The organism is Streptomyces sp. NBC_00876 (assembly GCF_045207435.1).
Classification (GTDB): Bacteria; Actinomycetota; Actinomycetes; order Streptomycetales; family Streptomycetaceae; genus Streptomyces.
In genome coordinates this window covers 1,014,320-1,038,529 of the sequence record NZ_CP108800.1, presented here as the reverse complement: position 1 = coordinate 1,038,529, position 24,210 = coordinate 1,014,320, and the positions used below count along the sequence as shown (strand labels likewise).

Annotated in this window: 28 protein-coding genes and 1 riboswitch; of the genes, 13 read left to right on the top strand and 15 right to left on the bottom strand. The window is 71.5% G+C overall.

From position 1 onward, the window contains the following. Positions 1 to 41 precede the first annotated feature (41 nt). The 4 genes from OG782_RS04440 to OG782_RS04425 all read right to left on the bottom strand — a co-directional run bounded on the left by OG782_RS04440 (position 42) and on the right by OG782_RS04425 (position 4,524). Positions 42 to 1,061, bottom strand: a complete 1,020-nt coding sequence (locus OG782_RS04440) for a hemolysin family protein (RefSeq protein ID WP_406448078.1) — start codon at positions 1,059 to 1,061, stop codon at positions 42 to 44. Further along, a complete protein-coding gene (locus OG782_RS04435) occupies positions 1,058 to 2,395 on the bottom strand; it encodes a hemolysin family protein (RefSeq protein ID WP_406448077.1) in 1,338 nt (445 codons plus the stop codon). Before OG782_RS04435 ends, OG782_RS04440 begins: the two co-directional genes overlap by 4 nt. Positions 2,396 to 2,621: 226 nt before the next feature. Then, positions 2,622 to 3,041 carry a GNAT family N-acetyltransferase gene (locus OG782_RS04430; protein ID WP_406448076.1) on the bottom strand — a complete coding sequence of 140 codons (420 nt, stop codon included), beginning with the start codon at positions 3,039 to 3,041 and terminating at the stop codon, positions 2,622 to 2,624. Positions 3,042 to 3,237: 196 nt separating this feature from the next. Then, positions 3,238 to 4,524: a cytochrome P450 gene (locus OG782_RS04425; RefSeq protein WP_406448075.1), complete on the bottom strand. Its 1,287-nt coding sequence runs from the start codon at positions 4,522 to 4,524 to the stop codon at positions 3,238 to 3,240. A gap of 396 nt (positions 4,525 to 4,920) precedes the next feature. Here OG782_RS04425 and OG782_RS04420 point away from each other — a divergent pair, with 396 nt between their 5' ends. Both OG782_RS04420 and OG782_RS04415 read left to right on the top strand, forming a co-directional pair. Beyond that, positions 4,921 to 5,148, top strand: a complete 228-nt coding sequence (locus OG782_RS04420; protein ID WP_030921856.1) for a hypothetical protein — start codon at positions 4,921 to 4,923, stop codon at positions 5,146 to 5,148. Further along, positions 5,145 to 5,516 carry a fic family toxin-antitoxin system, toxin component gene (locus OG782_RS04415; protein ID WP_406448074.1) on the top strand — a complete coding sequence of 124 codons (372 nt, stop codon included), beginning with the start codon at positions 5,145 to 5,147 and terminating at the stop codon, positions 5,514 to 5,516. Before OG782_RS04420 ends, OG782_RS04415 begins: the two co-directional genes overlap by 4 nt. A 42-nt stretch (positions 5,517 to 5,558) precedes the next feature. On the opposite strand, the gene OG782_RS04410 is transcribed toward OG782_RS04415, so the two are convergent. The 4 genes from OG782_RS04410 to bioB form a co-directional block, all read right to left on the bottom strand. Then, positions 5,559 to 6,257, bottom strand: coding sequence for a class I SAM-dependent methyltransferase (locus OG782_RS04410; RefSeq protein ID WP_406448073.1), 699 nt, complete (start codon positions 6,255 to 6,257; stop codon positions 5,559 to 5,561). Between the two features lie 156 nt (positions 6,258 to 6,413). Then, complete coding sequence (bioD, locus tag OG782_RS04405; RefSeq protein WP_406448072.1) at positions 6,414 to 7,103, bottom strand: dethiobiotin synthase; 690 nt, start codon at positions 7,101 to 7,103, stop codon at positions 6,414 to 6,416. 1 nt (position 7,104) lies between these two features. Continuing rightward, positions 7,105 to 8,409 carry an adenosylmethionine--8-amino-7-oxononanoate transaminase gene (locus OG782_RS04400; protein ID WP_406448071.1) on the bottom strand — a complete coding sequence of 435 codons (1,305 nt, stop codon included), beginning with the start codon at positions 8,407 to 8,409 and terminating at the stop codon, positions 7,105 to 7,107. Continuing rightward, positions 8,402 to 9,568 carry a biotin synthase BioB gene (bioB, locus tag OG782_RS04395; protein WP_406448070.1) on the bottom strand — a complete coding sequence of 389 codons (1,167 nt, stop codon included), beginning with the start codon at positions 9,566 to 9,568 and terminating at the stop codon, positions 8,402 to 8,404. The genes OG782_RS04400 and bioB overlap by 8 nt, the downstream gene beginning before the upstream one ends. 142 nt (positions 9,569 to 9,710) lie before the next feature. On the opposite strand from bioB, the gene OG782_RS04390 reads away from it, so the two are divergent. Then, entirely contained in the window at positions 9,711 to 10,853 is a 1,143-nt protein-coding gene (locus tag OG782_RS04390) for an 8-amino-7-oxononanoate synthase (protein WP_406448069.1), read from the top strand. 169 nt (positions 10,854 to 11,022) lie between these two features. On the opposite strand, the gene OG782_RS04385 is transcribed toward OG782_RS04390, so the two are convergent. After that, positions 11,023 to 11,229 (bottom strand): DUF397 domain-containing protein, encoded by a 207-nt coding sequence (locus OG782_RS04385; protein WP_406448068.1) that lies wholly within the window; start codon positions 11,227 to 11,229, stop codon positions 11,023 to 11,025. Positions 11,230 to 11,253: 24 nt separating this feature from the next. Next, positions 11,254 to 12,114 carry a helix-turn-helix domain-containing protein gene (locus tag OG782_RS04380; protein WP_406448067.1) on the bottom strand — a complete coding sequence of 287 codons (861 nt, stop codon included), beginning with the start codon at positions 12,112 to 12,114 and terminating at the stop codon, positions 11,254 to 11,256. 209 nt (positions 12,115 to 12,323) lie between these two features. Here OG782_RS04380 and OG782_RS04375 point away from each other — a divergent pair, with 209 nt between their 5' ends. Next, a complete protein-coding gene (locus OG782_RS04375) occupies positions 12,324 to 12,755 on the top strand; it encodes an ATP-binding protein (protein WP_406448066.1) in 432 nt (143 codons plus the stop codon). 121 nt (positions 12,756 to 12,876) lie between these two features. Here OG782_RS04375 and OG782_RS04370 read toward each other — a convergent pair whose 3' ends face one another. Further along, positions 12,877 to 13,797 carry a LysR family transcriptional regulator gene (locus OG782_RS04370; protein WP_406448065.1) on the bottom strand — a complete coding sequence of 307 codons (921 nt, stop codon included), beginning with the start codon at positions 13,795 to 13,797 and terminating at the stop codon, positions 12,877 to 12,879. Between the two features lie 72 nt (positions 13,798 to 13,869). On the opposite strand from OG782_RS04370, the gene OG782_RS04365 reads away from it, so the two are divergent. Then, the gene (locus OG782_RS04365) at positions 13,870 to 14,514 is read left to right on the top strand and encodes a LysE family translocator (RefSeq protein WP_406448064.1); all 645 of its coding nucleotides are present in this window, start codon (positions 13,870 to 13,872) and stop codon (positions 14,512 to 14,514) included. Between the two features lie 33 nt (positions 14,515 to 14,547). Here the strand turns inward: OG782_RS04365 and OG782_RS04360 are convergent, their stop codons facing one another. The 3 genes from OG782_RS04360 to OG782_RS04350 all read right to left on the bottom strand — a co-directional run bounded on the left by OG782_RS04360 (position 14,548) and on the right by OG782_RS04350 (position 16,477). Then, a complete protein-coding gene (locus tag OG782_RS04360) occupies positions 14,548 to 15,021 on the bottom strand; it encodes a C40 family peptidase (RefSeq protein WP_406448063.1) in 474 nt (157 codons plus the stop codon). A 3-nt stretch (positions 15,022 to 15,024) separates the two neighbouring features. Continuing rightward, positions 15,025 to 15,220, bottom strand: a riboswitch (cyclic di-AMP (ydaO/yuaA leader). Between the two features lie 305 nt (positions 15,221 to 15,525). Then, positions 15,526 to 15,834 (bottom strand): hypothetical protein, encoded by a 309-nt coding sequence (locus OG782_RS04355; RefSeq protein ID WP_406448062.1) that lies wholly within the window; start codon positions 15,832 to 15,834, stop codon positions 15,526 to 15,528. Between the two features lie 7 nt (positions 15,835 to 15,841). Continuing rightward, positions 15,842 to 16,477 (bottom strand): ATP-dependent Clp protease proteolytic subunit, encoded by a 636-nt coding sequence (locus tag OG782_RS04350; RefSeq protein ID WP_406448061.1) that lies wholly within the window; start codon positions 16,475 to 16,477, stop codon positions 15,842 to 15,844. Positions 16,478 to 17,323: 846 nt separating this feature from the next. Here OG782_RS04350 and OG782_RS04345 point away from each other — a divergent pair. After that, positions 17,324 to 17,608, top strand: a complete 285-nt coding sequence (locus OG782_RS04345; protein ID WP_406448060.1) for a type II toxin-antitoxin system Phd/YefM family antitoxin — start codon at positions 17,324 to 17,326, stop codon at positions 17,606 to 17,608. Between the two features lie 65 nt (positions 17,609 to 17,673). Here OG782_RS04345 and OG782_RS04340 read toward each other — a convergent pair whose 3' ends face one another. Beyond that, positions 17,674 to 18,666 carry an ABC transporter permease gene (locus OG782_RS04340; protein WP_406448059.1) on the bottom strand — a complete coding sequence of 331 codons (993 nt, stop codon included), beginning with the start codon at positions 18,664 to 18,666 and terminating at the stop codon, positions 17,674 to 17,676. 109 nt (positions 18,667 to 18,775) lie between these two features. On the opposite strand from OG782_RS04340, the gene OG782_RS04335 reads away from it, so the two are divergent. The 7 genes from OG782_RS04335 to OG782_RS04305 all read left to right on the top strand — a co-directional run bounded on the left by OG782_RS04335 (position 18,776) and on the right by OG782_RS04305 (position 24,044). Beyond that, a complete protein-coding gene (locus OG782_RS04335; protein ID WP_406448058.1) occupies positions 18,776 to 19,405 on the top strand; it encodes a TetR/AcrR family transcriptional regulator in 630 nt (209 codons plus the stop codon). Positions 19,406 to 19,543: 138 nt separating this feature from the next. Then, positions 19,544 to 19,846, top strand: coding sequence for an urease subunit gamma (locus OG782_RS04330; RefSeq protein ID WP_406448057.1), 303 nt, complete (start codon positions 19,544 to 19,546; stop codon positions 19,844 to 19,846). 13 nt (positions 19,847 to 19,859) lie between these two features. Next, complete coding sequence (locus OG782_RS04325) at positions 19,860 to 20,171, top strand: urease subunit beta (protein WP_406448056.1); 312 nt, start codon at positions 19,860 to 19,862, stop codon at positions 20,169 to 20,171. Further along, the gene (locus OG782_RS04320; protein WP_406448055.1) at positions 20,164 to 21,885 is read left to right on the top strand and encodes an urease subunit alpha; all 1,722 of its coding nucleotides are present in this window, start codon (positions 20,164 to 20,166) and stop codon (positions 21,883 to 21,885) included. Before OG782_RS04325 ends, OG782_RS04320 begins: the two co-directional genes overlap by 8 nt. A 13-nt stretch (positions 21,886 to 21,898) precedes the next feature. Further along, positions 21,899 to 22,561: an urease accessory protein UreF gene (locus tag OG782_RS04315; RefSeq protein ID WP_406448054.1), complete on the top strand. Its 663-nt coding sequence runs from the start codon at positions 21,899 to 21,901 to the stop codon at positions 22,559 to 22,561. Positions 22,562 to 22,596: 35 nt separating this feature from the next. Next, on the top strand, positions 22,597 to 23,274 hold the full coding sequence (gene ureG / locus OG782_RS04310; protein ID WP_406448053.1) for an urease accessory protein UreG: 678 nt from the start codon (positions 22,597 to 22,599) through the stop codon (positions 23,272 to 23,274). After that, positions 23,271 to 24,044, top strand: a complete 774-nt coding sequence (locus tag OG782_RS04305) for an urease accessory protein UreD (protein ID WP_406448052.1) — start codon at positions 23,271 to 23,273, stop codon at positions 24,042 to 24,044. The genes ureG and OG782_RS04305 overlap by 4 nt, the downstream gene beginning before the upstream one ends. Positions 24,045 to 24,210: the final 166 nt, after the last annotated feature.

Genomic DNA, 24,210 nt, shown 5'->3' with positions numbered 1-24,210 from the left:
TGCCCCGGACCGGCCCCGCCGCGTGCCCGCCCGCCCCGGGATCAGCGTGTCTGCGGCCGCCCCACCAGCTCCCGCAGGACGTCCTCCATCGTCACCATTCCGGCCAGCCGGTCGTCCTCGTCGACGACCGCCGCCAGGTGCGTACGGCTGCGCCGCAGCGCGGTCAGTACGTCGTCGAGGGGGGTGTCCGCCCGCACCCGGGCGATCGGCCGCATCGCGGTCACCGGGAACGCCATGTCCCGGGGCGTGACGTCGAGGGCGTCCTTCACATGGAGGTAGCCCAGGATCCTCTGCTCGCTGTCCATCACGGGAAACCGGGAGAAGCCGGTCTCGGACGAGAGCCGCTCGAGTTCCTCCGGCGTCGTCCCGACCCTGGTGTACATCACCTGGTCCACCGGCAGGACCACGTCCCGCACCGGGCGCCGGCCCAGCTCCAGCGCGTGGTGCAGCCGCTCGGCCGCACGGTCGTCGACCAGACCGGCATCCCCGGCGTCCTTCACCAGCCGGGCCAGTTCGTCGTCCGAGAACGTGGCCGACACCTCGTCCTTGGTCTCCACCCGCATCAGCCTCAGCAGCGTGTTGGCGAAGGCGTTGATGGTGAAGATGACCGGACGCAGCGCGCGGGCCAGCGTCACCAGCGGCGGCCCGAGTGTCAGCGCTGTCCGCACGGGCTCGGCGAGCGCGATGTTCTTCGGCACCATCTCGCCCAGCAGCATGTGCAGATACGTGGCCACCGTCAGCGCGATCACGAACGAGATCGGGTGGACGAGGCCGTGCGGAATCCCGACGGCGTTGAAGACCGGCTCGAGCAGATGGGCGATGGCGGGTTCCGCGACGATGCCGAGGACCAGCGTGCACAGGGTGATGCCCAGCTGCGCCGCCGCGAGCAGCGCGGAGACGTGCTCGAGCCCCCAGATGACGCTCCGCGCCCGCCGGTTCCCGGCCTCGGCCTGCGGTTCGATCTGACTGCGCCGCACGGAGATGAGGGCGAATTCCGCGCCGACGAAGAAGGCGTTCACGACCAGCGTCATCAGTCCGATGAAGAGCTGTACGGCGATCATCGCTCGCCCTCCGACAGCTCGTCGGAACCGGGGAGCGGCGCATGCAGCAGCGCTCGTGCGGCGCGGCGCCCGGAGGCGTCCACCACATCGATCCGCCACCCGGCCAGCTCGATGGAGTCGCCCACGGCGGGGATGCGGCCGACCTCGGTGGCGATCAGTCCGGCGAGGGTCTCGTACGGTCCGTCCGGCACTCTCAGTCCGATCGTCTCCAACTGGTCGGTACGGGCCGCACCGTCGGCCGACCACAGGGTGCGTCCGTCGGCGTCCTCACCGGCCGGCGCGAGGTCCGGTGTCTCATGCGGGTCGTGCTCGTCCCGCACCTCCCCGACGACCTCCTCGACGATGTCCTCGAGCGTCACGACACCGGCCGTGCCGCCGTACTCGTCGATGACGACCGCCATGGCGAGCTTGCCGGAGAGCCGGTCCAGCAGCCGGTCCACGGTCAGGGTCTCCGGTACGAGCAGCGGCTCGCGCAACATCTCGGACACCCGTTTACGGGGGCGCTGCTCGGCGGGGATGGCCAGGACGTCCTTGATGTGAGCGACGCCCACAACGGTGTCGAGGCTGCCCCGGTACACGGGGAACCGGGACAGGCCGGTCGCCCGTGTGGCGTTGGCGACGTCCTCGGCGGTCGCCTGCACCTCCAGTGCGGTGACCTGCACCCGCGGCGTCATCACGTTCTCCGCGGTCAGCTCCGCCAGGTTGAGGGTGCGCACGAAGAGCTCGGCGGTGTCCGCCTCCAGGGCGCCCGCCTTGGCGGAGTGGCGGGCCAGTGCAACCAGTTCCTGCGGACTGCGGGCGGAGGCCAGTTCCTCGGCCGGCTCGAGCCCGAAGCGGCGCACGATCCGGTTGGCGGTGTTGTTGAGGTGGCTGATGAAGGGCCGGAAGACGGCGGTGAAGGCCCGCTGCGGGGTGGCGACGGCCTTCGCGACGGCGAGCGGCGAGGAGATGGCCCAGTTCTTCGGGACGAGCTCACCGACCACCATGAGGAAGACGGTGGACAGGGCCGTGCCGATGACGAGCGCCAGGGACGACGCCACGCCGGGCGGCAGCCCCATGGCCTCCACCGGGCCACGGATCAGTTTGGCGATGGAGGGTTCGGAGAGCATGCCGACCACCAGATTGGTGACCGTGATGCCCAGCTGGGCCCCGGAGAGCTGGAAGGTGAGGCTGCGAACCGCCTTCATGGCGCTGGCGGCGCCCCGTTCGTTCCGCTCGACGGCCCGTTCGAGCTGGCCGCGATCGACGGTGGTCAGGGAGAACTCCGCCGCGACGAAGGCGCCGCAGGCAAGGGAGAGCAGTACCGCCACGAGCAGCAGAAGCACTTCGGTCATCGGTTCACCTCCGTCCCATGATCGGGCAGGGGCAGGAGGATCGCGCGATGTCGGCCGTATTGGCTACTGGGAGGCTCGCCCATGGGCGGACGCTCACACCTTTCGTAGTGATCGATGGGGGAGCACCCATAGTAAAGGACCGGCAAAGCGGTGCGCCTCGGCCGTGCCCACGGCGCCGCGCCTTCGCAGGTGGCGGCCGCGCCGAGCACTGGGGCACCGGCCGTTCCTACAGCGGCTTCACCCAGCGCCGCCAGTGATCCTCGCGCTGATAGCCGGCCGCGGCCCATGCCCGGTGCGCGCGTTCGTTGGCCTCCAGGACCATGGCGTCGGCCCGGCGCCCGCCGAGCGCGGCGAACCGCTGTTCCGCCGCTTCGAGCAATGCGGTGGCGATGCCCTGGCGACGGAGGGCGGGAAGCACGGCGAGCCGGTAGGCGGAGCATCGCCACCCGTCGAAGCCGGCGATCACGGTGCCCACGAGAAGCCCGTCCCGCTTCGCGAGGAGCAGCGCCTCGGGATCCCGCGTGACCAGCCGGGCCACCCCGTCGTGGTCGTCACTGATGCTCGTTCCCTCTGCCGCCTCGCGCCAGAACCGCAGCACGGCGTCGATGTCGGCGAGGGCGGCACACCGGATGTGGAGATCGCTCATGGAACGAGAGCCAAGCAGAGTGTCACTCCGATGGGCGAACGATTTCCCCGCCCTCCGGTATTCCCCGCCCTGCGGTGTTCCCTGCCCCCTGCCCCCTGCCCCCTGTGCCCGCGTCCCCCTGTGTCCGTACGCTCCGGTGTCCGTATCCTCCGGTGTTCCGCAACCGGTCGTGTGAGGAGGCAGGGCTCCGGCGGACTCAGTGCAGATGCACCGGGAGCGACTCGACGCCGTAGACGATCGACAGCTTGCGGAAGGCGAGGTCCTGCGGAGGGACGGCAAGCCGCATCCGGGGAAACCGCCTCGCCAGCGCCGGATAGGCGGCGCGCAGTTCCATCCGGGCCAGTTCGGCGCCGATGCAACGGTGGATGCCGTGACCGAAGGCGAGATGCCCCGCCGCAGGGACGCGGTCCACGTCGAAGCGTCCGTCGTCCGTGACGTACGACGGATCACGGTTGGCGCCGCTCAGGGAGCAGAGAACCATGTCGCCGCGAGGAATGACCACCCCGGCTATCTCGATGTCCTCACGGGCGAACCGGGGGAAGGCCATCTGGACCGCTGAGAGGTAGCGCAGCACCTCCTCGACGAACGGCGCGGTCGTGGTGTCGTCCGTGCGCAGCCGCTCCAGGACGTCCTCGTTCCGCAGCAGTACGAGGGAGCCGAGCGCGATCGTGCTGGCCGTGGTCTCGAACCCGCCGGTGAGCACGCCGTCGGCGAGTCCCGCGAGTTCCTCGTCGTCGACGCTGTCCCCGTGCTCCCGCACGATCATGCCGAGGAGGCCGTCACCCGGCTTCTCCCGCTGCGCCCTGACAACTCCCCTGAAGTAGTCCAGCGAAGCGGACATGGCGCCGAAGGGTGCGGTGGTCCCCGCGAAGAGGTCGAAGCGGTCCATGGCCAGTTGCTGGAAGTCGTTCCGGTCCTCGTAGGGCACGCCGAGCAGTTCACAGATCGTGAGCGAGGGGACGGGAAGCGCGAACGCGTGCACGAGGTCGACCGGTCCCGGTGCAGCCGCCATCGCGTCGAGACGCTCCTCGACGATGGCGTCGATCCGAGGGGTCAGACGGCGCAGCCGGCGCATGGTGAATTCGGGGGTGAGGATGCGGCGCAGCCGCGTGTGCACCGGCGGATCGCTGAAACCGAGTCCGCCGGGGCTCTGCTCGGCCGCGATCCCCGCGTTCCCCGCCAGGTGGGCGAAGTCGGTGCTGAACCCGTCTGCGGAGCCCAGTACGGCCTTCGACTCCTCGTATCCGGTGACCACCCACGCGTCCATGCCGAACGGCAGCTCGACCCGGGACACCGGCGGGCTCGCCGGCGTTCCGCCCGGCCGGCGTACGGGATCCAGGCCGTCCCTGCGCAGCGGCGTCAGCAGTTCCTCGGGCAGCAGCCTGATCGTGGAGGACCCGAACCCGTGCTTCTGGATCCTGGCCAGGTAGCTGCGCCCGAGCCGGGCGGTGATGCGGGAACGGAACGTCGTACTCAATGTCACTCCATGAGTCGTCGCGAGATCTGGTCGGTTGGCATGCACTCGATGCCAGGACGTGGCCGACTGCGGTGACTTCGGCTACCTGACCAGGAATTATGACCACTTGTTCGGCCGAGGGGGCGGCCGGGTGCGGTATACGTCGCTCATGCTTCGACGGTAGGGCCGCAAGCGCGCCGTCGCCTGCTCCGGCCGACGCGGCGACAGGCCAGGTGATGGGGGGCGCGACGCCCCGCAGCACGGATCCCGCGGCCCGATGGTGACATCGGCCGTGCGACGACTGCGTTCCGGGACGGCCGCCGGCCCGCCGAGGAGGACAGGGGCCCGGTGGCGACCGTGGCCCGCGCTCCGGCGCGGCTTGTTCTCTTGCCGATGCTAGCAACCCCGCGCTAGCGTGGTGGAGTGCCCAAGACTCAGCTGAACGTTCGAGTGGACGAGGCCACCGCCGAGGCCGCGCGGCAGCGCGCGCTCCAGAGGGGGATGAGCGTGAATCGCTACATAGAGGAACTCGTCAAACAGGATGCGGGCGAGGTCGGCCACACGTTCGTCGAGGCCGCCGCCGACTTCATGAAGCAGTACGAATCGGTGTTCGCCGAGGAGTTCGGCCCGGAGCGCAAAGGTACCCGTTGAACCTCCGGATCCAGCTTTCCTGGCTGCTCATGGTCGCGGAGCACAAGATGCCCGGTGACCCCCAGGTGACCGACTGGGGCGCGCTGGTCGCCGCGGTCGCCCGCCACGAGGCGGAGATCTTCGGCAGCCCCGTCTACAGCGATCCGCACTCCAGGGCGGCCTCACTGCTGCAGCTTCTGCTGCACGTGCCCGCGCTGGAGCGCTCGAACGCGATGTTCGCCTCCGCCGTCGCCTACGGCTATCTCGTCGCGTCGGGGCTGAAGGTCATCACCTCGCCCGAGCAGGTGCGCGATCTGGCCCTGCTGGTCAAGGAGGGCAAGGCGGACGTCCGCGCCATCGCCGACGAGCTGCGCCGGTGGAGCCTGTAGCCCACCCTGCTGCTGCCCGATCCCGTCCCCGCGCCCGCGCCGTCAGCGGAGCCCCTGCCGCCCCCGGTCCACCACCGCGGACCGTCGCGCCACCCCCAGCACGCACGACGACGTGGGGAGCCGGAGGCCGCGTTCCGGCATGTTGACCTTCCGGTACGTCTCCACGGTGAACCCGGCCGCCTCGATCGCGCCGATCGCGTCGCGCGAGGTGTGGCAGCCACCGGCCACCCACGGCCAGAAGGTCCGGTCCAGCGCGCGCTGGGTGGCGGCCATGGCGCGCCCGTCGGCCCGTACATGCTCGAAGAAGCGCAGCTCACCGCCAGGCCGCAGAACCCGCCGTACCTCCGCGAGCGACCGCTCCACGTCCCGTACCGTGCACAGCACCAACGAGGCGACGGCCCCGTCGAACGCCTCGCTCTTCACCGGCAGCGCCTCCGCCGTACCCGGCACCACGTCCACCGGGATTCCGGCACGCAGCGCGGACCGTACGGCCAGTTGCCGCAAAGTGCGTTCGGGTTCGATCGCCACCACCTCGGACACCGCCGGCGGGTAGTGGGCGAAGTTCAGACCGTTGCCGGCGCCGATCTCGATGATCCTCCCCGACAGCCCGGTCAGCAGCTCCGCCCGCACCGCCGCCATTCCCGCCGCAGACTCGGCGGCCACGCTCATCCGGGCATAGCACCGGGCGAAGACGGGATGGTGCACCGCGTCCCGGGGGATCTTCGTGCTGCGCAGGTGCATGCGGACCTCCTGGACGGGGCCTGCGCGCGCAGGCCGTACGGCGGAGTGCGCCCCGTCCTGCCGGTGCGGCAGGAAGGGCTCGGCTCCTTCGATTCTGCCCCGTTTCGGACCGCTCAGCCGGGCGGCCGGCGGTCCGGTCCCGCGCCATTCGGCGGTTCAGCCGGGCAGCCGGTTGCCTCCCAGCGGCTTCGCCAGCCAACTTGCCGACCGGGCACGGAAGTCCGCGGGGGCGAGGGAGCCCGCACCCGCCGGGACCACACCCAGCAGTGGGGCCCCCGCCGCCACGGGAAGGTCCGCCAGATTGCAGCGCTCCGCCAGGCCGGGCTCGGCGGGCATGCTGCCGACCACGACGCCGAGGCAGTCGAGCCCGCGGGCGCGCAGTGCCTCCGAGGTCAGTGCCGTGGAGTTGAGCGTCCCCAGCGCGGCAGGCGTCACCACCAGGACCGGCGCCGCCAGCAGCCGTGCGGCGTCCGCCAGGGTCGCGCCGTCGTCGTCGAACCGTACGAGCAGGCCGCCCGCGCCCTCGACCAGGACCAGATCGTGGTCGGTCGCCAGCTTCTCGGCGGCCGCGGCGATCTCGTACGGGCGCACCGGCGCCATCCCTGCGCGCCGGGCGGCCGTCGCAGGCGCCAACGGCTCGGGGAAACGGGCCAGTTCGACCGCCGTCACATGGCTGCCCGCCAGCCGGGCAACCTCGGCGGCGTCGCCCGGCTCACCCGGTTCCAAGCCCGTCTGGGCCGGTTTGAGCACGGCCACCCGATGGCCCGCACAGGCCGCCGCGACGGCCGCGGTCACGATCGTCTTGCCGATCTCGGTGCCGGTTCCGCTCACCACGAGAATGTTCATCTCAGCCCTCCCGCGCCGCCGCGCACACCGCGCGGCAGATGCGCGCCACATCGTCGTCACCGGTCACGTACGGGGGCATCGTGTACACGAGATCGCGGAACGGCCGCAGCCATACGCCCTCGCGCACCGCCGCCCGGGTCGCCGCCGCCATGTCCACCTCGTGATCGAGCTGGACGACGCCGATGGCGCCCAGTACCCGCACGTCCCGGACCCCGGGCAGGTCCGCCGCAGGCGCCAGACCGTCGCGCAGACCGGCCCCGATCCGCTTGACCTCCTGCTCCCAGTCCTGGCCGAGCAGCAGATCGATGGAGGCGCAGGCCACCGCGGCGGCGAGCGGATTGCCCATGAACGTCGGACCGTGGGCGAGCACCGGTACCTCGCCGCGCGAGATGCCGTCGGCCACCTCAGTCGTGCACAGCGTCGCCGCCATCGTCAGATAGCCGCCGGTCAGCGCCTTGCCCACGCACATCACATCGGGTGAGACACCGGCGTGGCCGGCGGCGAACAGCCGGCCCGTCCGCCCGAATCCGGTCGCGATCTCGTCGAACACCAACAGCACACCGTGCTCGTCGCAGGCCTCGCGCAGCACGCGCAGATACGCGGGGGAGTGGAACTGCATCCCACCCGCCCCCTGGACCACCGGCTCCACGATCACGGCGGCCAGCTCATCGGCGTGGTGCGCGATCAGCTCCCGCAGATGCGCCGTGTACGCGGCGTCGGGCTCCGCGTCGAAACCGGCCGGCGGCGCGTCGGCGAAGACCTGGCGGGGCAGCGCCCCCGACCACAGCTCGTGCATGCCGCCCTCGGGGTCGCAGACCGACATCGGCTGCCAGGTGTCCCCGTGGTAACCCCCGCGCCAGGTCAGCAGCCGCTGCTTGGCCGGACGTCCGGCCGAGCGCCAGTACTGCAGGCACATCTTCACGGCGACCTCGACCGAGACGGAACCCGAGTCGGCGAGGAAGACGTGCTGAAGCGGTTCCGGGGTGATCTCGACCAGCCGGGCAGCCAGCCGCACGGCGGGCTCGTGCGTGAGCCCGCCGAACATCACATGGCTCATCCGGCCCAGCTGGTCGCGCGCCGCCTCGTTCAGCACCGGATGGTTGTACCCGTGCACGGCCGACCACCATGAGGACATGCCGTCGACCAACTCGTGCTGCCCGTGCGCCGGTTCGGCGAGCCGGAGTCGTACGCCGGACGCGGACTCCACGACCAGCGGGTCCTGCCGGCCGGGCATCGGGCCGTAGGGGTGCCAGACGTGCGCCCGGTCCAGCGCCAGCAGCGCGGCGGGGGAGAGCGGCTCAGGCATTGGGGGCGAGATCCGTGCCCGCGCCGCGCCTGCGGACCGCCACCAGGTCCGTGCGCGCTCCCGGGACCTCGGCCTCCTGCGCGGTGTCCGTCGCGGAGGCGTCGCCGCACGGCTCGCATCCGCCGGAGTGCGAACCGCAGCCGCCGCCCGCGTCCGTACGGTGCCCGGGCAGCGTCGTCGTCCCGGCGCCCTCCACCTCGAACCCGGCGTCCGCGATCATGTCGAGGTCCGCCTGGCCCGCCTGGCCCTCACTGGTCAGGTAGTCGCCCAGGAAGATCGAGTTGACCAGGTTCAGGGCCAGCGGCTGCATCGAGCGAAGATGGACCTCGCGCCCGCCCGCGAGCCGCACCTCCACGTCGGGGCAGACGAACCGCACCATCGCCAGGATGCGCAGGCAGCGCTGCGGCGTCAGGTTCCACTCCTTGGCGAGCGGGGTCCCCTCGAACGGGATCAGGAAGTTGACCGGTACCGAATCGGGGTCGAGCTCGCGCAGGGCGAAGACGACGTCGACCAGGTCCGCGTCGCTCTCCCCCATGCCGGCGATCAGCCCGGAACAGGCGGAGAGACCGGCGGCCTGCGCCTGGTGCACGGTCTCCACCCGGTCCGCGTAGGTGTGAGTGGTCGTGATGTCCCCGTACGTCCCCTCGGACGTGTTGAGGTTGTGGTTGTACGCGTCGGCGCCCGCCGACCGCAGCCGGTCGGCCTGTCCGTCGGAGAGCAGACCGAGGCAGGCGCACACCTCGACGCCCTCGTTCTGTTCCTTGATCGCCTCGATGGTCTGCGAGACCCGGTCGACGTCCCGGTCGGTCGGGCCGCGGCCGCTGGCGACCAGGCAGACGCGCTTGGCGCCCCCGGCCACTCCTGCGGCCGCCGCCTTCGACGCCTCGTCCGGCTTCAGCCAGGTGTACTTGAGGATCTCGGCCTTGGAGCCCAGCCGCTGCGAACAGTACGAGCAGTCCTCGGGGCAGAGACCGGACTTCAGATTGACCAGATAGTTCAGCTTCACCCGCCGCCCGAACCACTGACGGCGCACCTTTCCGGCCGCGGCCACCACGTCGAGCAGCTCTTCGTCCGGGGTTGCCAGGACGGCGAGCGCTTCTTCACGGGTCGGCAGCTCGCGCCGCAGCCCCTTGTCCACCAGCGTGTTCAGGAGGTCCATGGCGATGATCCTGACGCACGGCACCGCTCCGAGCCAAGGAGGAACCGGACAACAGAGTCCGCGGAGGGTGTGTGCATTGCCACACCATGCCTGATTGCGACCCCGGCTAGGGTCTGTGAGCTGCCTACAAAAGGGACCGTCCATGTCCTTCACCCCGTTCGACTGGATCGACGACGAGGCCCTCCGCCGCGCGGACGCCGGGCTCGTCCGCAGGCTGCGGCCCCGGAGCGCCGAAACGGAACTCCTGGATCTCGCGAGCAACGACTACCTCGGCCTGACCCGGCACCCGGAAGTCACCGCCGCGGCGGCCGAGGCGGCACGCTGCTGGGGCGCCGGGGCCACTGGCTCCCGGCTCGTCACCGGTTCGACCGCACTTCATGCGGAACTCGAACGAGAGCTCGCGGACTTCTGCGGATTCGAGGCCGCGCTCGTCCTGTCCTCGGGCTACGCCGCCAACCTCGCGGCCCTCACCGCCCTCACGGGCCGGGGCTCCCTCATCGTCTCGGACGCGGGCAACCACGCCTCCATCGTCGACGGCTGCCGGCTCTCACGGGCCGAGACCGCCGTCGTTGCGCACGCCGACCCCGAGGCCGTGCGCAAGACCCTGCACGCGCACACGGGCCGGGCGCTGGCCGTCACCGACTCGGTCTTCTCGGTCGACGGCGACGCCGCCCCGCTGGCCGGACTGGCCGCTGCCTGCCGCGAGGAGAACGCCGCACTCCTCGTCGACGACGCGCACGGCCTGGGCGTGCTCGGCGACGGAGGGCGCGGCGCGCTCGCGGCCACCGGTCTCGCCGGCCGTGAGGGCGTCGTCGCCACACTCACCCTCTCCAAGTCCCTGGGCAGCCAGGGCGGAGCGGTCCTCGGCCCGGCCCGGGTCATCGACCACCTGGTCAATACCGCCCGCACGTTCATCTTCGACACCGGGCTGGCGCCGGCCGCCGCCGGCGCCGCCCTGGGCAGCCTGCGGCTGCTGCGCCGCGAACCGGAGCGCGCGGGCCGGGCCCGTACGGTGGCCACCGCGCTGTACGAGGGGCTGACCGCGGCGGGGCTGACCGCGGTCCGCCCCGACGCGGCCGTCGTGTCCGTGCGCGCGCCGTCGGCGGATGCCGCGGTGCGCTGGGCCGCCGACTGCCGTACGGCGGGGATGGCGGTCGGGTGTTTCCGGCCGCCATCGGTCCCGGACGGCATCTCCCGGCTGCGGCTGACCGCGCGCGCCGATCTGACGGACGAGCAGATCGCACACGCGGTGGCGCTCGTGCGGCGGACCGCACCGGCCGGCTGACCCAGCAGGGACCGCCACCCGGCGCCGTGCGCCGCGGTGTCAGCTGACCCGACCCACCACTGAGAGTGGAGACAGCCATGGTGTCAGCCGACCGAATCACCACTCGGAGTGGAGACAGCCACGGTGTCAGCCGACCGAATCACCACTCGGAGTGGAGACAGCCGCGACGTCAGCTGACCGAATCACTGCTCAGAGTGGAGACGAAGGACGTCCAGGCCGCCGCCGAGAACTGCAGAGCCGGCCTGGACACGTCCTTGGAGTCGCGCACGGCCAGTCGCCGCAGGCCCAGTTGCGCGGCTTCCACGCAGTTGTTCATTCCCGTGCTGCGGCTGCTGCGCCGCCACCGTAACGCGTGCTGTGCGAGTCCATCCGGCATGACGCTCCCTCGGGCAGTCCGGGGTCACCGACCGCCGCGGTCGATTGCGGCGATCAGGTCCAACGAGTGCTCCGGCGACAGCGCGTGCGCCTGCAGAGTGCGGAAGGCCGAGCTGTACGCCTCAAGGTCTTCTTTCCGCTCCAGGTAGAGGCTACTCGTCAAATGGTCAAGAACGACCACGTCTAGATCAGAAGCGGTCGGAAATGAGAAAATAACGAACGGTCCGGTGAGTCCCACGTATCCGCCCACCGAGAACGGCAGTAACTGCAGCTGTACGTGAGGAAGCTGGGCGATCCGGGCGAGGTGACGCAGTTGCTCGCGCATCACCCGGCCACCGCCCACCTCCCGCCGCAGCACGGCCTCGTCGAGTACCGCGGTCAGCCGCAGCGGCGGATCACTCCGGAGCACGCCCTGCCGGGCCAGCCGCACTTCGACCAGCGAGTCCAGCTGACCGGAGGGCAGCCCGTCGAGCGATGCCCGGGTCACCGCGCGGGCGTAGTCGGCGGTCTGCAGCAGACCGGGCACCACCGATGTCTCCAGCGTGCGCGCCGTGCGCGCCTGCGACTCCAGGCTGATGAAATCGCGGTACTGCGGGGGGATCAGACCCCGGTACGCATGCCACCAGCCTGCGCCCCCGCCGCCCGCCGAACCGGCAAGTGCCTCCAGGACCTCGCGCAGCTTCGGGTCGTCCATGCCGTACGTGTCCAGCAGCCGGGACACGTCCCCGGGCCGCACTCCGCTGACGCCGGTCTCGATCCTGCTGACCTTCGACTGGTGCCACCCGAGCAGGCGCGCCGCGTCCCGGCTCGTGAGTCCCGACGCGTGGCGCAGCCTCCGCAGCTCCTCCCCGAGCTTGCGGCGTCGCACCGCAGGGCCGTGCTGCATGTGATGTCTCCCTCCCACTGCCTGCCGAGCCGACAGTGTGGCGCCCGTACGGGGCATCCGGGGCAGAGTTCACCGCTTCGAGCGACAGATATATGCATATCTTGGCGGATCGCCGTCACAGAGGGCAGCATCAATGGCAATCTGGCGCGAAGCGAAACCCGGACCGTCGATCGCGGGGCCGGTAGCGGGTGGGAAAGGGACGGCTCGCCATGGCAGACCATCAAGAAGCAAGCGTCACTCTGCCGAGCGAGCCGGTCTCGGTCTCCGCGGCCCGGAGATATGTGGCCCGGATACTGGCCGAATGGGGACTGCCCGACGACACCGAGACTGCCGACACCATCCGGCTCATCGTCTCGGAGCTCGCGACCAACGCGGTCCAGCACACGTTCGGGCAGTCACCCACCTTCACCGTGGACCTGAGGCTGGAGCGTGAGGAGCAGCTGCGTCTCGGGGTGACGGACAGTCACCCCCGCTGGCCGCAGAAGCTGCCCGCGGCCGTCCAGCAGGACAACGGACGCGGCATGGTGATCATCCGCTCGCTGGCCAAGGAGTACGGGGGCCGGCTGACCGTCACCCCCACCCCCGACGGCGGCAAGACCGTCTGGATCGCGCTGCCGTGGCACGTGCCTGTCCAGCAGTGAGCGGTGCCGTGGAGGGTTCCCGTCCAGCAGTGAGCGGTGCCGTGGAGGGTTCCCGTCCGGCAGTGAGCGGTGCCGTGGAGGGTTTCCGTCCGGCAGTGAGTGCTTCCGGCGGCCGCCACGCTCACTGCGGCGCCGCGGCCGCCCGTCCGAAGCCACTGCGCAGCAGGGCCCGCAGCGTCGCCGCCGCGGCGCTCGTCCCTTCGCCGCGGTGCACCACCGAGATCGTCCTGCTGAACGCCGCCGGCTCCAGCCGCCGGACGGCCAGTGGCGTCGGCGACATCGCGGCGACCATCTCGGGCACCACCGCCATCCCGATGCCCGCACTGACCAGGGCGCACACCAGCGCATAGCCGGGCGACTCGCAGACCACCGCCGGCAGCGCCCCCGCCTCGGCGAGTGCGCTCTCCACACCCCGGCGCGGCGGATGGGTGGGCGCGCTGCTGATCAGGGGCCGGCCCGCCAGCTTCGTCACCGGGAGCCGACCGCTGCCGTCGGACAGGACCTGTCCGACGGCGGTGATCAGCACCAGCTCCTCGATCAGGAGCGGCTCGGCCAGGACGCCCGAGGGCAGCGCCGTCGCGGCAGCGGGCTCGTAGGCGTGGGTCAGCGCCAGATCGACCTCGCCCGCCGCCACCGCGGCCACCCCGTCCGGCGGCTCGTACTCCGTGACGACCAGCTCCACGTCCGGGTGCGCCCGGCGGAACGCGCTCAGCACGGGGGGCAGCAGATGGATACCCGCCGTGGTGAAGGTGCCGACCCGCAGGCGCCCGCCGGAGAGCCCGGCGAGACGGGCCAGTTCGTGACGGGCCTGATCCATCTCGTCCAGGACCCGCCGGGCGCGCCCGGCGAGCAGTTCGCCCGCCGCCGTCAGCCGGGCCCCCCGGTGGTGGCGCACCAGCAGGGCCGCCCCCGCCTCCCGCTCCAGCTTGGCGAGCTGCTGGGAGAGGGCCGGGGCGGTGTAGCCCAGGCGTGCGGCGGCCCGGGTGATCGAGCCGGCCTCGGCGACCGCCACCAGCGCCGCGAGCCGCGTCGGGTCGTACATTAAGCATTCCTTTTGGCAGACCCAGGAGATTGCAAGTACATGCTAAAGGCTCCTGGGGTCCAGGGTGGAGCCATGGACGCACAACTGACCGCCTTCATCGGGGTCGCCGCCGCCATGGTCGCGCTGCCCGGCGCCGACTTCACCGTCGTCGTACGCAACGCCCTCGCCTCGCGGGCGGCGGGAGTGGCGACCGCGCTCGGAGTCGCCGGAGGGTTGCTCGTCCACACCGCGCTCGCGGTCGCCGGACTGGCGGCCGTGCTGGTGGCTGTGCCGGTGCTGTTCCGGACCGTCCAGCTCCTGGGCGGCGCCTATGTGCTCTATCTGGGGATCAGTGCCCTGTACGCGGCCAGGCACCGCACGGGCCGGGCGCCGGGCCCCGGGGACGGGGCGGACGGCGGGCGGGCCGTCGACGGGACCGGGCGTGCCCTGCGCCAGGGATTCCTCACCAACGCACTGAACCCCAAGGCGCCCGTACTCTTCCTCAGCCTCCTTCCGCAGTTCGTCCCGGCAGGGGCCGCGCCGCTGCCCAGGACACTGCTGCTCGCCGCGATCGTGGTGCTGCTGGCGCTGATCTGGTTCCCGGCCGTGGTGCTCCTGGTGGACCGCCTGGGCCGGTGGCTGCGCCGGCCGCGTACCGCCCGGGCGATCGAGGGCGGCAGCGGCGCGGCGCTCACCGTACTGGGGCTGGTCCTGGTGACCGGCCCGCTGCTGCACTGACGCAGGGGCCCGGTCCAGGACGGGGAAGGGGCCTCAGCGGACCCGTCCGTAGTAGACGCTCTTCGACCAGATCTTCTCCAGCCGGACCACGGCGCCGGTCTTGGGCGAATGCCAGATCTTCCCGCTGCCCGCGTAGATGCCCACGTGGTAGATGCTGCGGCCGGAATGGAAGAAGACCAGATCGCCGCGCTGCCGGTTGGAGGACGAGATGTGGCGGGTCTTGTTGTACTGCTGCTGGGCGGTGCGCGGGAGCGTCTTGCCCGCCTTCTTGAACGAGTAGAGCGTCAGACCGGAGCAGTCGAAGCGGCTGGGGCCCGTGGCGCCCCAGCGGTACGGCGCCCCCTTCTTGGACGCGGCGACGTTGAGCGCCTTCATCGAGTGGGTCGCGGCCTGGGCCTCGGCCGCGGCGCCGGGAACGAACAAGGTGCCGCCGACGGCGGCGAGAGTCATCACCGAGGCCGTCGTGGCCCGGGCAAGCAGAGACGGGACATGAACCTGCGCAGACATGCGCAACCCTTCGTCAGCCGCCTGTGAAGGATGACCTGTCGGGTTCGGGCTGGCGAAGTTGCCCGGCCGCGGATGCGGCTTCACCCCGAGGGACGACCGGAAATCCGGTCGGCCCGTTGTGCTCGGGTCCTCCACTCCTGCCGATCCACTCCTGTCGACCAGGCATCCGGACGGCGGCAGGACTCGGCGTCCGCCCGGACCGCCCCGCCGCGGTGGCGGGGGCTTGTCGTCCCAGGGATCTTGACTCACCGAGTGCCTGATTTCCGAGGTGAAACGACGATATGTGAGGCTCATCACCACTGACCCGTTCGGGTGGACAGGTGGCTATTCGGGAAACTGCCTGCCCGTGCCGACCGGTGCCGTACCAGCGAAGAAACGGGAGATTTCACCCACCGTCCACCTCGAAAACGCAAATTGAGTTGTCCCTCGTGCGAGCTAACGCCTACGCCGAACGAGCGAGAAAACTCGGTCCCCCCGCCGGGCGTGTCGCGGTGGGGGAGCCGGTCAACTCGGCGGGGCGGGGGGCACGATGACCCGCGCGGCGCGCCGTTCCCCGTCCAGCACGCGCAGCGCCCGGGTCAACGTGGCCGTATGGATCAGTGCTTCGCCCCGCGTGTGCATCAACGCGAGCGCGTCCCGCAGCGCGACCGAGTGCGAGGCCAGCGCCTGGGCCGCGCGCAGGGCCTGGTAGGTGTCGCCGCCGCGGGCCGGATTGATCCGGCCCACCTGGTCCAGGACTTGCAGGTAGCGGTCGATGAACTCGCCCTCCGCGCGGGTCAGGGCGGGCAGTGGCGTGAACTCCGGGGGCGGCATCGGGGATTCACCGCCCGGTGTGCGGCGCCGGCGACGGTCCGCGGTTCTGCAGGATGTGGTCGATCAGCCCGTACGCCTTGGCTCCCTCGGCGTCGAGGATGAGATCGCGCTCGGTGTCGGCGGTGATCTGTCCGGCGGAGCGGCCGGTGTGACGGGCCAGCATCCCGGTCAGCGTGTCGCGCATCCGGGCCACTTCCCGCGCCTCGATCTCCAGGTCGGAGGGCTGTCCCCGTACCGGCTCGGCGAGTTCGGGCTGCTGCACCACCACGCGGGCGCCGGGCAGGGCGTGCCGTCGCCCGGGGGTGCCCGCCGCGAGCAGCACGGCCGCGCCTGCGCCCGCCTGGCCGAGGCAGAAGGTCTCCACCTCGCAGGAGAGGTACGCCATCGTGTCGTAGAGCGCGGTCATGGCGCCGAACTCGCCGCCGGGAGAGTTGATGTAGAGCGAGACCGGCCGGTCGGGCGCGTCGTACTCCAGATACATGAACTGCGCGATCAGGTCATTGGCGGCCGTGGCGTCGACGGGTGTGCCGAGGAAGACGACCCGTTCGGCCAGCAGTTTGGAGTACGGATCGAGGGTGCGGGTTCCCTGGGACGTGCGCTCGGTGAACTCGGGCAGTACGTAGCGGGCGGCGGGGCGGTGCATGGCGGGGCCTCTCCTCCGGGGTGCCGGGCGCCGGAGGGCGACGTGCACCTGTCTGTAGAAAATGTACAGGACGTACAGAAGATTGTGATGGGTAGGCCCTGGTGATCCACTGAAATCCCCGGGACGGATGCTGTTCTGACTGTTCGTGAGGGCGGACATCCCGCCAAATGCTGGACGCCTTGGTCATCAGGCTGCTTCGCCCTCGCTGAAACCGAGTGGGAAGTGAGGCGGTCCGAGGTGATGCCGGGCCCTCGGGGCTCGGGTGGAGCCGGGCAGCGTGTCGGCACGGAGCTCCAGGACCGGGCTTGTGACGCCGGGGTGACCCGCGCGACGCGGCCGGGGCGAGGTGTGCTCGCGGCTGAGGTGGCCCACGGGTCATTGGGCGGCATGGGTGGTGCACCCCATGCGTGCGGCGACTCCGACGGCTCCTGCCGGCCGGTGACCACCCTGCTTCGGACGAGTCCGAGCAGGCTGCCACGCGGCAGCCGCCCCCCACGAGGACGATTGCTGTGGGCCCCGGCCCAGGCGCCGGCCAACCGGCCTTGAAGCAACCTCGACCCCACGGGCGTGGACTAGATCCTCGGCGGGCTGCAGGCGGACATGACTCTGGACCTCTGCCCTCTGATCCGGGTGCCCCGAAGTGTCCGGGGCCCGGGATCAGGCGTGGCGCTCGCTCTCACCGACGGCGCGGCCCTGCCGCGCCCCGAACCGGCCGACCGGCTCCGGCCGGGCGCGCCGTCTCGCACGGCGCGGGCCGGACGAGAACGTGCGGGAGCGTCTGACCTGGACGATCGCTGTCGCCATGGACCAGGGCCGACCAGCTGGACATTACGTAGGCTGGGGAGCATGGCCTACGAGATTCCGGTGACGCAAGCCCGAGCTGAGCTCGCCGAACTGATCAACCGAGTCGTCTACGGCGGCGAGCGCGTGGTCGTGACGCGGCACGGCAAGCCGCTCGTGGCGTTCGTATCGGCTGCTGACCTGGAGCGACTTGAGAGCGATGAGGCGGCGGAGCAGGAGCAGGTGATCAGCTCGGTCTCCTCGATCGGCACCTCGCCGTCCGCTGCGGGCGAACGGCGCCGTTTCGGGATCGCCGCCGAACACCGGGGACATCAGGCCCCGGGGAGCTGACCCGGACGCGAGGAGGCCGTGCACCCCGGCGGTTGCGGGGTGCACGGCCTCCGGTCGTGGATGGCTCAGCCCGCCAGGGCGGGCTGCCGCGCGGGTTCGGCGTCGGGTGCGTGGGGTGCCGGGGGCCGGCGGCGGCCGCCGATGACCACCGCGGCCAGTCCGAGTGCGGCCCACAGGGCCAGGGTCAGAGCAGGTCCACCCGCCGCGTGTCCGTCGAAGAACGCGACCGACCGCAGCAGTGAACCGCCCGCGCCCGGCGGCAGCCACTGGCCGATCGTCCCGACCGGCGCGGGAAGCAGTTCGGGAGCGCTGGTCACTCCGGAGAACGGGTTGCCCACGAGCACCATCAGCAAGGCCCCGAGGCCGACGCCCGCCGGGCCGATCAGCGCCGCGAGGCCCGCCACCGTCCCTCCGATGGCGAGCACGGTGAGGCCGAGGGTCCCGGCTTCGCTCCACCAGCCGCCGGTGATGACGCCGAGCCAGCTGTCGGTGAGCGCGGTGGCGATGATCCCCGCCAGGGCGGCCACGCCGAGCAGCGCGACGCCCGCCCGCCCGCCGCGCAGCCGCAGCAGGGTCACGGCCGAGCCGGCGGCCACGCCCGCGATGGCCAGCGGCAGGATGCTCGCGCCGAGCACACTGCCGCGCGGATCCGCGGCCGGCGCCGCCACCACGTCCGTGACCGGCACCGTAGTGCCGGCCGGGAGGGATGCGGTCAGGGCGTCGTGCAGCAGCTGGGCGACCACGGGGCCGGCCGCGGACGCGGTCAGCAGTTCAGGGCCCTTCGCGGTGGCGACCACCGCGCCGTATACGGCCCGGTCCTGGATCGCGGTGCGGGCCGCCCCCTCGGAGTCGTACCGATGGACCTCGAAGGCGCCGACGCGCTCCTCGAGCTGTCGCTGGAGCTGATCGGCGGCCGGTGCGGAGCCGGCGACGCCGACGGGCAGCTCCCGGGGTGCCATCCGGGCGGCGGGCCAGGCGAAGGCCCAGAGGGCGAGGGCCACCACCGCGGGGACCAGCAGAACGACCGCCACCAGGCGGCGGTTCGGGGCAGCGGACATGACGGGGGCCTCGATTCAAAGAGAATGATCGTTCGTTTTACTTGACGGCGCCACTGTCCTGCCGCGTGGCCCGCTTGTCAAGAAAGAACGTTCGTTTTAGATTGGGGTCATGGCCCGTGTATCCCAGGAACACCTCGATGCCCGCCGCCGGCAGATCCTCGACGGTGCGGCCCGCTGCTTCGCCCGCGACGGATTCCACGGCACCTCCATGCAGGACGTCCTGAAGGAGGTCGGGCTGTCCGCGGGGGCGGTCTACCGCTACTTCAGTGGCAAGGACGACCTGATCGCGGCCATCGCGGGGGAGGCGGTCGGCGGTGTCCGCGAGGCGTTCGAGCAGGCGGCCCGCCTCAGCCCTCCGCCGGCGCCCGATGTCCTGATCGGGAGCGTCGCGCGCACCCTCTTCGGTGGCGAGGCGGATGCGGCGCGCGGCCTGGACCGGCGGGCCTATGCCGGTCTGATCGTGCAGGTGTGGTCGGAGACCCTGCGCAGCGAGCGGCTGGCGAAGACTCTCGGCGAGGCCTACGCGGGCCTGCGGGCGGCGTGGGCCGAACTGGTCGGGGTGTACCGCGAGACCGGCGCGCTCGCCGCCGACGTGCCGGACGACGATGTCGCCCGCACCCTGATCGCCACCGCGCAGGGGTTCATCGCCCAGCTCGCCATGTTCGGTGACGCCGGTCCCGAGTTCCTGGAACGCGGCCTGCGGGGGCTGATGTCCATGGATCTGCAAAAGATCAGTTAACGCGCCGGAAAAACTTCGGCTCTAACGTGCAATACCTCGCCGTGCGGCACCGGTTCGACATTCAACAGACTGTTGAGGGCGGCTAGTGTCTCGCTGCGCCCAGGGCCGGTACTGGGCGGACGACTGTGAGGTGGACACGTGCAACTGACCCCGCACGAGCAGGAACGCCTGCTCATACATGTAGCCGCGGATGTGGCCGAGAAGCGGCGCGCACGCGGACTGCGGCTCAACCACCCCGAGGCGATCGCCCTGATCACCTCCCATCTGATGGAGGGTGCGCGCGACGGCCGTACGGTCTCCGAGCTCATGGCATCCGGACGCAAGGTGCTCACCCGCGACGACGTCATGGACGGCATAGCCGAGATGGTCCATGAGGTCCAGGTCGAGGCGACCTTCCCGGACGGCACCAAGCTCGTCACCGTCCACGATCCGATCGTCTGACGGGGCGCCGCTCATGATTCCCGGAGAGATCCTGTACGCCGAGGGCCCCGTGCCGCTCAACGCGGGCCGGCCCGTCATCCGTCTCACCGTCCTCAACGCGGCCGACCGGCCGGTCCAGGTCGGTTCGCACTACCACTTCGCCGAGGCCAACCCCGGCCTCGCGTTCGACCGGGCGGCCGCCCGCGGACTCCGGCTGAACATCGCGGCCGGCACCGCTGTCCGTTTCGAGCCCGGCGTCCCCGTCGACATCGAACTCGTGCCCCTGGCCGGACGGCGCGTCGTCCCCGGCCTGCGCGGCGAGACCGGAGGCCCTCTCGATGGCTGAGCTCCACCGCGCCGTGTACGCCGACCTGTTCGGCCCCACCACCGGCGACCGGATCCGCCTCGCCGACACCGATCTGCTCGTCGAGATCGAGGAGGACCGCTGCGGCGGCCCCGGACTCGCGGGCGACGAGGCGGTGTTCGGCGGCGGCAAGGTGATCCGCGAGTCCATGGGCCAGGCCCGCACCACTCGTGCCGAAGGTGCCCCCGACACCGTCATCACGGGCGCCGTCGTCATCGACCACTGGGGCATCGTCAAGGCCGACATCGGTATCCGCGACGGCCGGATCACCGGAATCGGCAAGGCCGGCAACCCCGACACGATGGACGGTGTCCACCCGGACCTCGTCATCGGGCCGGAGACCGAGATCATCGCGGGGAACGGCAAGTTCCTCACGGCCGGAGCCGTCGACGCGCATGTGCACTTCATCTCGCCGACCCTCCTCGACCAGGCACTGTCCAGCGGCATCACCACCCTCGTCGGCGGCGGCACCGGTCCGGCCGAGGGCACCAAGGCCACCACCATCACGCCCGGCCCCTGGCACCTTGCCCGGATGTTCGAGGCGCTGGAGGCCTACCCCGTCAATATCGGTCTGCTCGGCAGGGGCAACACGATGTCCCGCGAGGCCATGCACTCCCAACTGCGGGCCGGGGCGCTCGGGTTCAAGATCCATGAGGACTGGGGTGCGACGCCCGCCGTCATCGACGCCTGCCTGGGTGTCTGCGAGGAGACCGGCGCCCAGCTCGCCATCCACACCGACACGCTCAACGAGGCCGGCTTCGTCGCCGACACCCTGGCGGCCATCGCAGGTCGCTCCATCCACGCCTACCACACCGAGGGCGCGGGCGGCGGGCACGCTCCCGACATCATCAGCGTCGTCTCGGAGCCCTACGTTCTGCCGAGCTCCACCAACCCGACGCGGCCGCACACCGTCAACACCATCGAGGAACACCTCGACATGCTGATGGTCTGTCACCACCTGAACCCGGCCGTGCCGGAGGATCTGGCGTTCGCCGAATCACGGATCCGGCCCTCCACCATCGCGGCCGAGGACATCCTCCACGACCTCGGCGCGATCTCGATCATCTCCTCCGACTCCCAGGCCATGGGACGCATCGGTGAGGTCGTCATGCGCACCTGGCAGACCGCCCATGTGATGAAGAGGCGGCGCGGCGCACTGCCGGGCGACGGGCGGGCCGACAACCACCGGGTCCGTCGCTATGTCGCCAAATACACCATCAATCCGGCGGTGGCCCAGGGGCTCGACCGGGAGATCGGCTCCGTGGAGACCGGCAAGCTCGCCGACCTGGTCCTGTGGGAACCGGCCTTCTTCGGGGTCAAGCCGCAGACCGTCATCAAGGGCGGCCAGATCGCGTACGCGCAGATGGGTGACGCCAACGCCTCCATCCCCACCCCGCAACCCGTCCTGCCCCGCCCGATGTTCGGCGCGGTCGGCCGGGCCCCGGCCGCCAACTCGTTCAACTTCGTGTCGGGCGCGGCGATCGAGGACGGGCTGCCCGAGCGGCTCGGCCTGGGGAAGCGGTTCGTGCCGATCACCAGCACCCGGGGCGTCACCAAGGCGGACATGCGGGAGAACGACGCGCTGCCGAGGGTCGACGTGAACCCCGACAGCTTCGCCGTGACGATCGACGGCGAACCGGTCGAACCGGCCCCCGCCGCCGAACTTCCCATGGCCCAGCGCTACTTCCTCTTCTGAGAACGGGCCACCGATGAGCCGTGCAGCTCTGCTCGTCCTGGCCGACGGCCGGTTTCCCGCCGGTGGACACGCCCACTCCGGTGGCGCGGAACCGGCCGTCGAGGCAGGACGCATCCGTAACGCCGAGGACCTCGCCGACTTCTGCCGGGGCCGCCTGAACACCGCAGGACTCACGGCCGCCGCGCTTGCCGCGGCGGCCGCCCACGGGCACGACCCGCTGGCCCTGGACGAGGCCGCCGACGCCCGTACGCCCTCACCGGCGCTGCGGGCCACCGCCCGAAAGCTCGGCCGGCAGCTGATGCGGGCCGCCCGCGCCACCTGGCCCGGCCCTGAACTCGACGCGCTCGCCCTGGCCCGGCCGCGCGGCGCCCACCAGCCCGTCGTGCTCGGCCTCACCGCCCGCGCGGCGGGGCTCGGGCCCGAGGACGCCGCGTACTGCGCCGCGTACGAGTCGGCCGGCGGACCGGCCACCGCCGTCGTCCGACTACTCTCCCTCAACCCGTTCGAGGCCACCGCCGTCCTCGCCCGGCTCGCCCCCGACCTCGACCGGATCGCCGGGCTGGCGGCCGCCGCCGCACGCGGAAGCATCGAGGAACTGCCCGCGGCCTCGGCCCCCCTGCTCGACATCGGCGCCGAAGCCCATGCCGCACGGCCGGTCCGGCTCTTCGCCTCGTAACGCCCCCGGACCCGCAACATCACAGGAGCCGCACCATGCACCTCGACCACTCCCACCCCGGCGCGGCCGCGATCAGCGCCGACGCCGCACGCCCGGACGGCACCCGGCGGGCCCTGCGCATCGGACTCGGCGGACCCGTCGGCTCCGGCAAGACCGCGACCGTCGCCGCGCTCTGCCGCACCCTGCGCGACCAGCTGTCCCTCGCGGTCGTCACCAATGACATCTACACCCGGGAGGACGCCGCCTTCCTGCTGCGCAACGCGGTGCTGCCGCCCGAGCGGATCCAGGCCGTCGAGACCGGGGCCTGTCCGCACACCGCGATCCGCGACGACATATCCGCCAACCTCGAAGCCGTCGAGGACCTGGAGGACACCGTCGGGCCGCTCGATCTCATCCTCGTCGAATCCGGCGGCGACAACCTCACGGCCACCTTCTCCAAAGGGCTGGTCGACGCCCAGATCTTCATCATCGACGTGGCGGGCGGCGACGACATCCCCCGCAAGGGCGGTCCCGGAGTCACCACGTCCGACCTCCTCGTGATCAACAAGACCGACCTGGCTCCCTACGTCGGCTCCGACCTCGGGCGGATGGCCCGGGACGCCGCAGAGCAGCGGGGCGAACGGCCCGTCGCCTTCACCTCGCTCACCTCCGCCGAAGGCGTCGGGCCCGTCGCCGACTGGGTGCGGGGGCAGCTCGCCTCCTGGACCGCATGAGTGTCCGGGCCACCGCCCGCATCACCGCCGTACGCGACAGCCGCGGCACCACCTCGCTCCCCGTCCTGGAGAGCGACGGGCCGCTCGCCCTGCGCCGGACGAGATCCGTGCTCCCCGGATCCGCCCGGGTCACCGTCGTCGGCGCGATGAGCGCACCCCTCGGCGGAGACCGGCTCGCCCTCGAGGTGCGGGCCGCGCGAGGGGCCCGGCTGACCGTCGACGCGGCCGCGGCCACCGTCGCCCTGCCCGGACCCGGGCCGTCCGCGCAGCCCGCCCGCTACGACATCGCCCTGAACGTGGAGCAGGACGCCCGGCTCGACTGGCTTCCCGAACAGCTCATCTCGGCGCACGGAAGCGTACTCACCATGACCACCCGGGCCGAACTCGCCCCCACCGCACGGCTGATGCTGCGCGAGGAGCAGATCCTGGGCCGCCACGGCGAGATCACCGGCACGCTCATCAGCAGGCTCACCGTCCACCGCGCCGGGCGGCCGCTCCTGGACCAGCAGGTGGCCTACGGGCCCGCGGCCCCCGGCGGCTGGGACGGACCGGCCGTGCTCGGCGGACACCGGGCGGCCGGTCAACTCCTTCTCGTGGAACCGGCATTCGAGGAGAAGGGCCCCGAAAGCCGGGTGCTGGGGCCGACCGCCGTCCTCACCCGGCTCGCCGGTCCCGCCGTACTGGTGACGGCCCTCGCAGCCGACGCCCGGGAACTGCGCACCGTGCTGGATCGGGCATCGGACGAGCTGACGTGCACCGCGAGCCGCTGAACACCGCTGAGCGGGACACCGGTAACCGGTTATCGATTCGATAAAGAAGTGGGTGTGTGATCTGTTCTCGGACACCTCACAGACGACAGGATCCGCGAGAGGTACCTACTGAACGGCGCCGCACCCAAAGGCGCTTCACTATGGGGAGGTTCCACTTGAGACGCAC

What these genes read in the sequence shown, in the direction of transcription:
- OG782_RS04440 (WP_406448078.1), bottom strand. Translation starts at nt 1,061, where the DNA reads ATGATCGCCGTACAGCTCTTCATCGGACTGATGACGCTGGTCGTGAAC.
- OG782_RS04435 (WP_406448077.1), bottom strand. Translation starts at nt 2,395, where the DNA reads ATGACCGAAGTGCTTCTGCTGCTCGTGGCGGTACTGCTCTCCCTTGCC.
- OG782_RS04430 (WP_406448076.1), bottom strand. Translation starts at nt 3,041, where the DNA reads ATGAGCGATCTCCACATCCGGTGTGCCGCCCTCGCCGACATCGACGCC.
- OG782_RS04410 (WP_406448073.1), bottom strand. Translation starts at nt 6,257, where the DNA reads ATGCACCTGCGCAGCACGAAGATCCCCCGGGACGCGGTGCACCATCCC.
- bioD (WP_406448072.1), bottom strand. Translation starts at nt 7,103, where the DNA reads ATGAACATTCTCGTGGTGAGCGGAACCGGCACCGAGATCGGCAAGACG.
- OG782_RS04400 (WP_406448071.1), bottom strand. Translation starts at nt 8,409, where the DNA reads ATGCCTGAGCCGCTCTCCCCCGCCGCGCTGCTGGCGCTGGACCGGGCG.
- bioB (WP_406448070.1), bottom strand. Translation starts at nt 9,568, where the DNA reads ATGGACCTCCTGAACACGCTGGTGGACAAGGGGCTGCGGCGCGAGCTG.
- OG782_RS04390 (WP_406448069.1), top strand. Translation starts at nt 9,711, where the DNA reads ATGTCCTTCACCCCGTTCGACTGGATCGACGACGAGGCCCTCCGCCGC.
- OG782_RS04385 (WP_406448068.1), bottom strand. Translation starts at nt 11,229, where the DNA reads ATGCCGGATGGACTCGCACAGCACGCGTTACGGTGGCGGCGCAGCAGC.
- OG782_RS04380 (WP_406448067.1), bottom strand. Translation starts at nt 12,114, where the DNA reads ATGCAGCACGGCCCTGCGGTGCGACGCCGCAAGCTCGGGGAGGAGCTG.
- OG782_RS04375 (WP_406448066.1), top strand. Translation starts at nt 12,324, where the DNA reads ATGGCAGACCATCAAGAAGCAAGCGTCACTCTGCCGAGCGAGCCGGTC.
- OG782_RS04370 (WP_406448065.1), bottom strand. Translation starts at nt 13,797, where the DNA reads ATGTACGACCCGACGCGGCTCGCGGCGCTGGTGGCGGTCGCCGAGGCC.
- OG782_RS04365 (WP_406448064.1), top strand. Translation starts at nt 13,870, where the DNA reads ATGGACGCACAACTGACCGCCTTCATCGGGGTCGCCGCCGCCATGGTC.
- OG782_RS04360 (WP_406448063.1), bottom strand. Translation starts at nt 15,021, where the DNA reads ATGTCTGCGCAGGTTCATGTCCCGTCTCTGCTTGCCCGGGCCACGACG.
- OG782_RS04355 (WP_406448062.1), bottom strand. Translation starts at nt 15,834, where the DNA reads ATGCCGCCCCCGGAGTTCACGCCACTGCCCGCCCTGACCCGCGCGGAG.
- OG782_RS04350 (WP_406448061.1), bottom strand. Translation starts at nt 16,477, where the DNA reads ATGCACCGCCCCGCCGCCCGCTACGTACTGCCCGAGTTCACCGAGCGC.
- OG782_RS04345 (WP_406448060.1), top strand. Translation starts at nt 17,324, where the DNA reads ATGGCCTACGAGATTCCGGTGACGCAAGCCCGAGCTGAGCTCGCCGAA.
- OG782_RS04340 (WP_406448059.1), bottom strand. Translation starts at nt 18,666, where the DNA reads ATGTCCGCTGCCCCGAACCGCCGCCTGGTGGCGGTCGTTCTGCTGGTC.
- OG782_RS04335 (WP_406448058.1), top strand. Translation starts at nt 18,776, where the DNA reads ATGGCCCGTGTATCCCAGGAACACCTCGATGCCCGCCGCCGGCAGATC.
- OG782_RS04325 (WP_406448056.1), top strand. Translation starts at nt 19,860, where the DNA reads ATGATTCCCGGAGAGATCCTGTACGCCGAGGGCCCCGTGCCGCTCAAC.
- OG782_RS04320 (WP_406448055.1), top strand. Translation starts at nt 20,164, where the DNA reads ATGGCTGAGCTCCACCGCGCCGTGTACGCCGACCTGTTCGGCCCCACC.
- OG782_RS04315 (WP_406448054.1), top strand. Translation starts at nt 21,899, where the DNA reads ATGAGCCGTGCAGCTCTGCTCGTCCTGGCCGACGGCCGGTTTCCCGCC.
- ureG (WP_406448053.1), top strand. Translation starts at nt 22,597, where the DNA reads ATGCACCTCGACCACTCCCACCCCGGCGCGGCCGCGATCAGCGCCGAC.
- OG782_RS04305 (WP_406448052.1), top strand. Translation starts at nt 23,271, where the DNA reads ATGAGTGTCCGGGCCACCGCCCGCATCACCGCCGTACGCGACAGCCGC.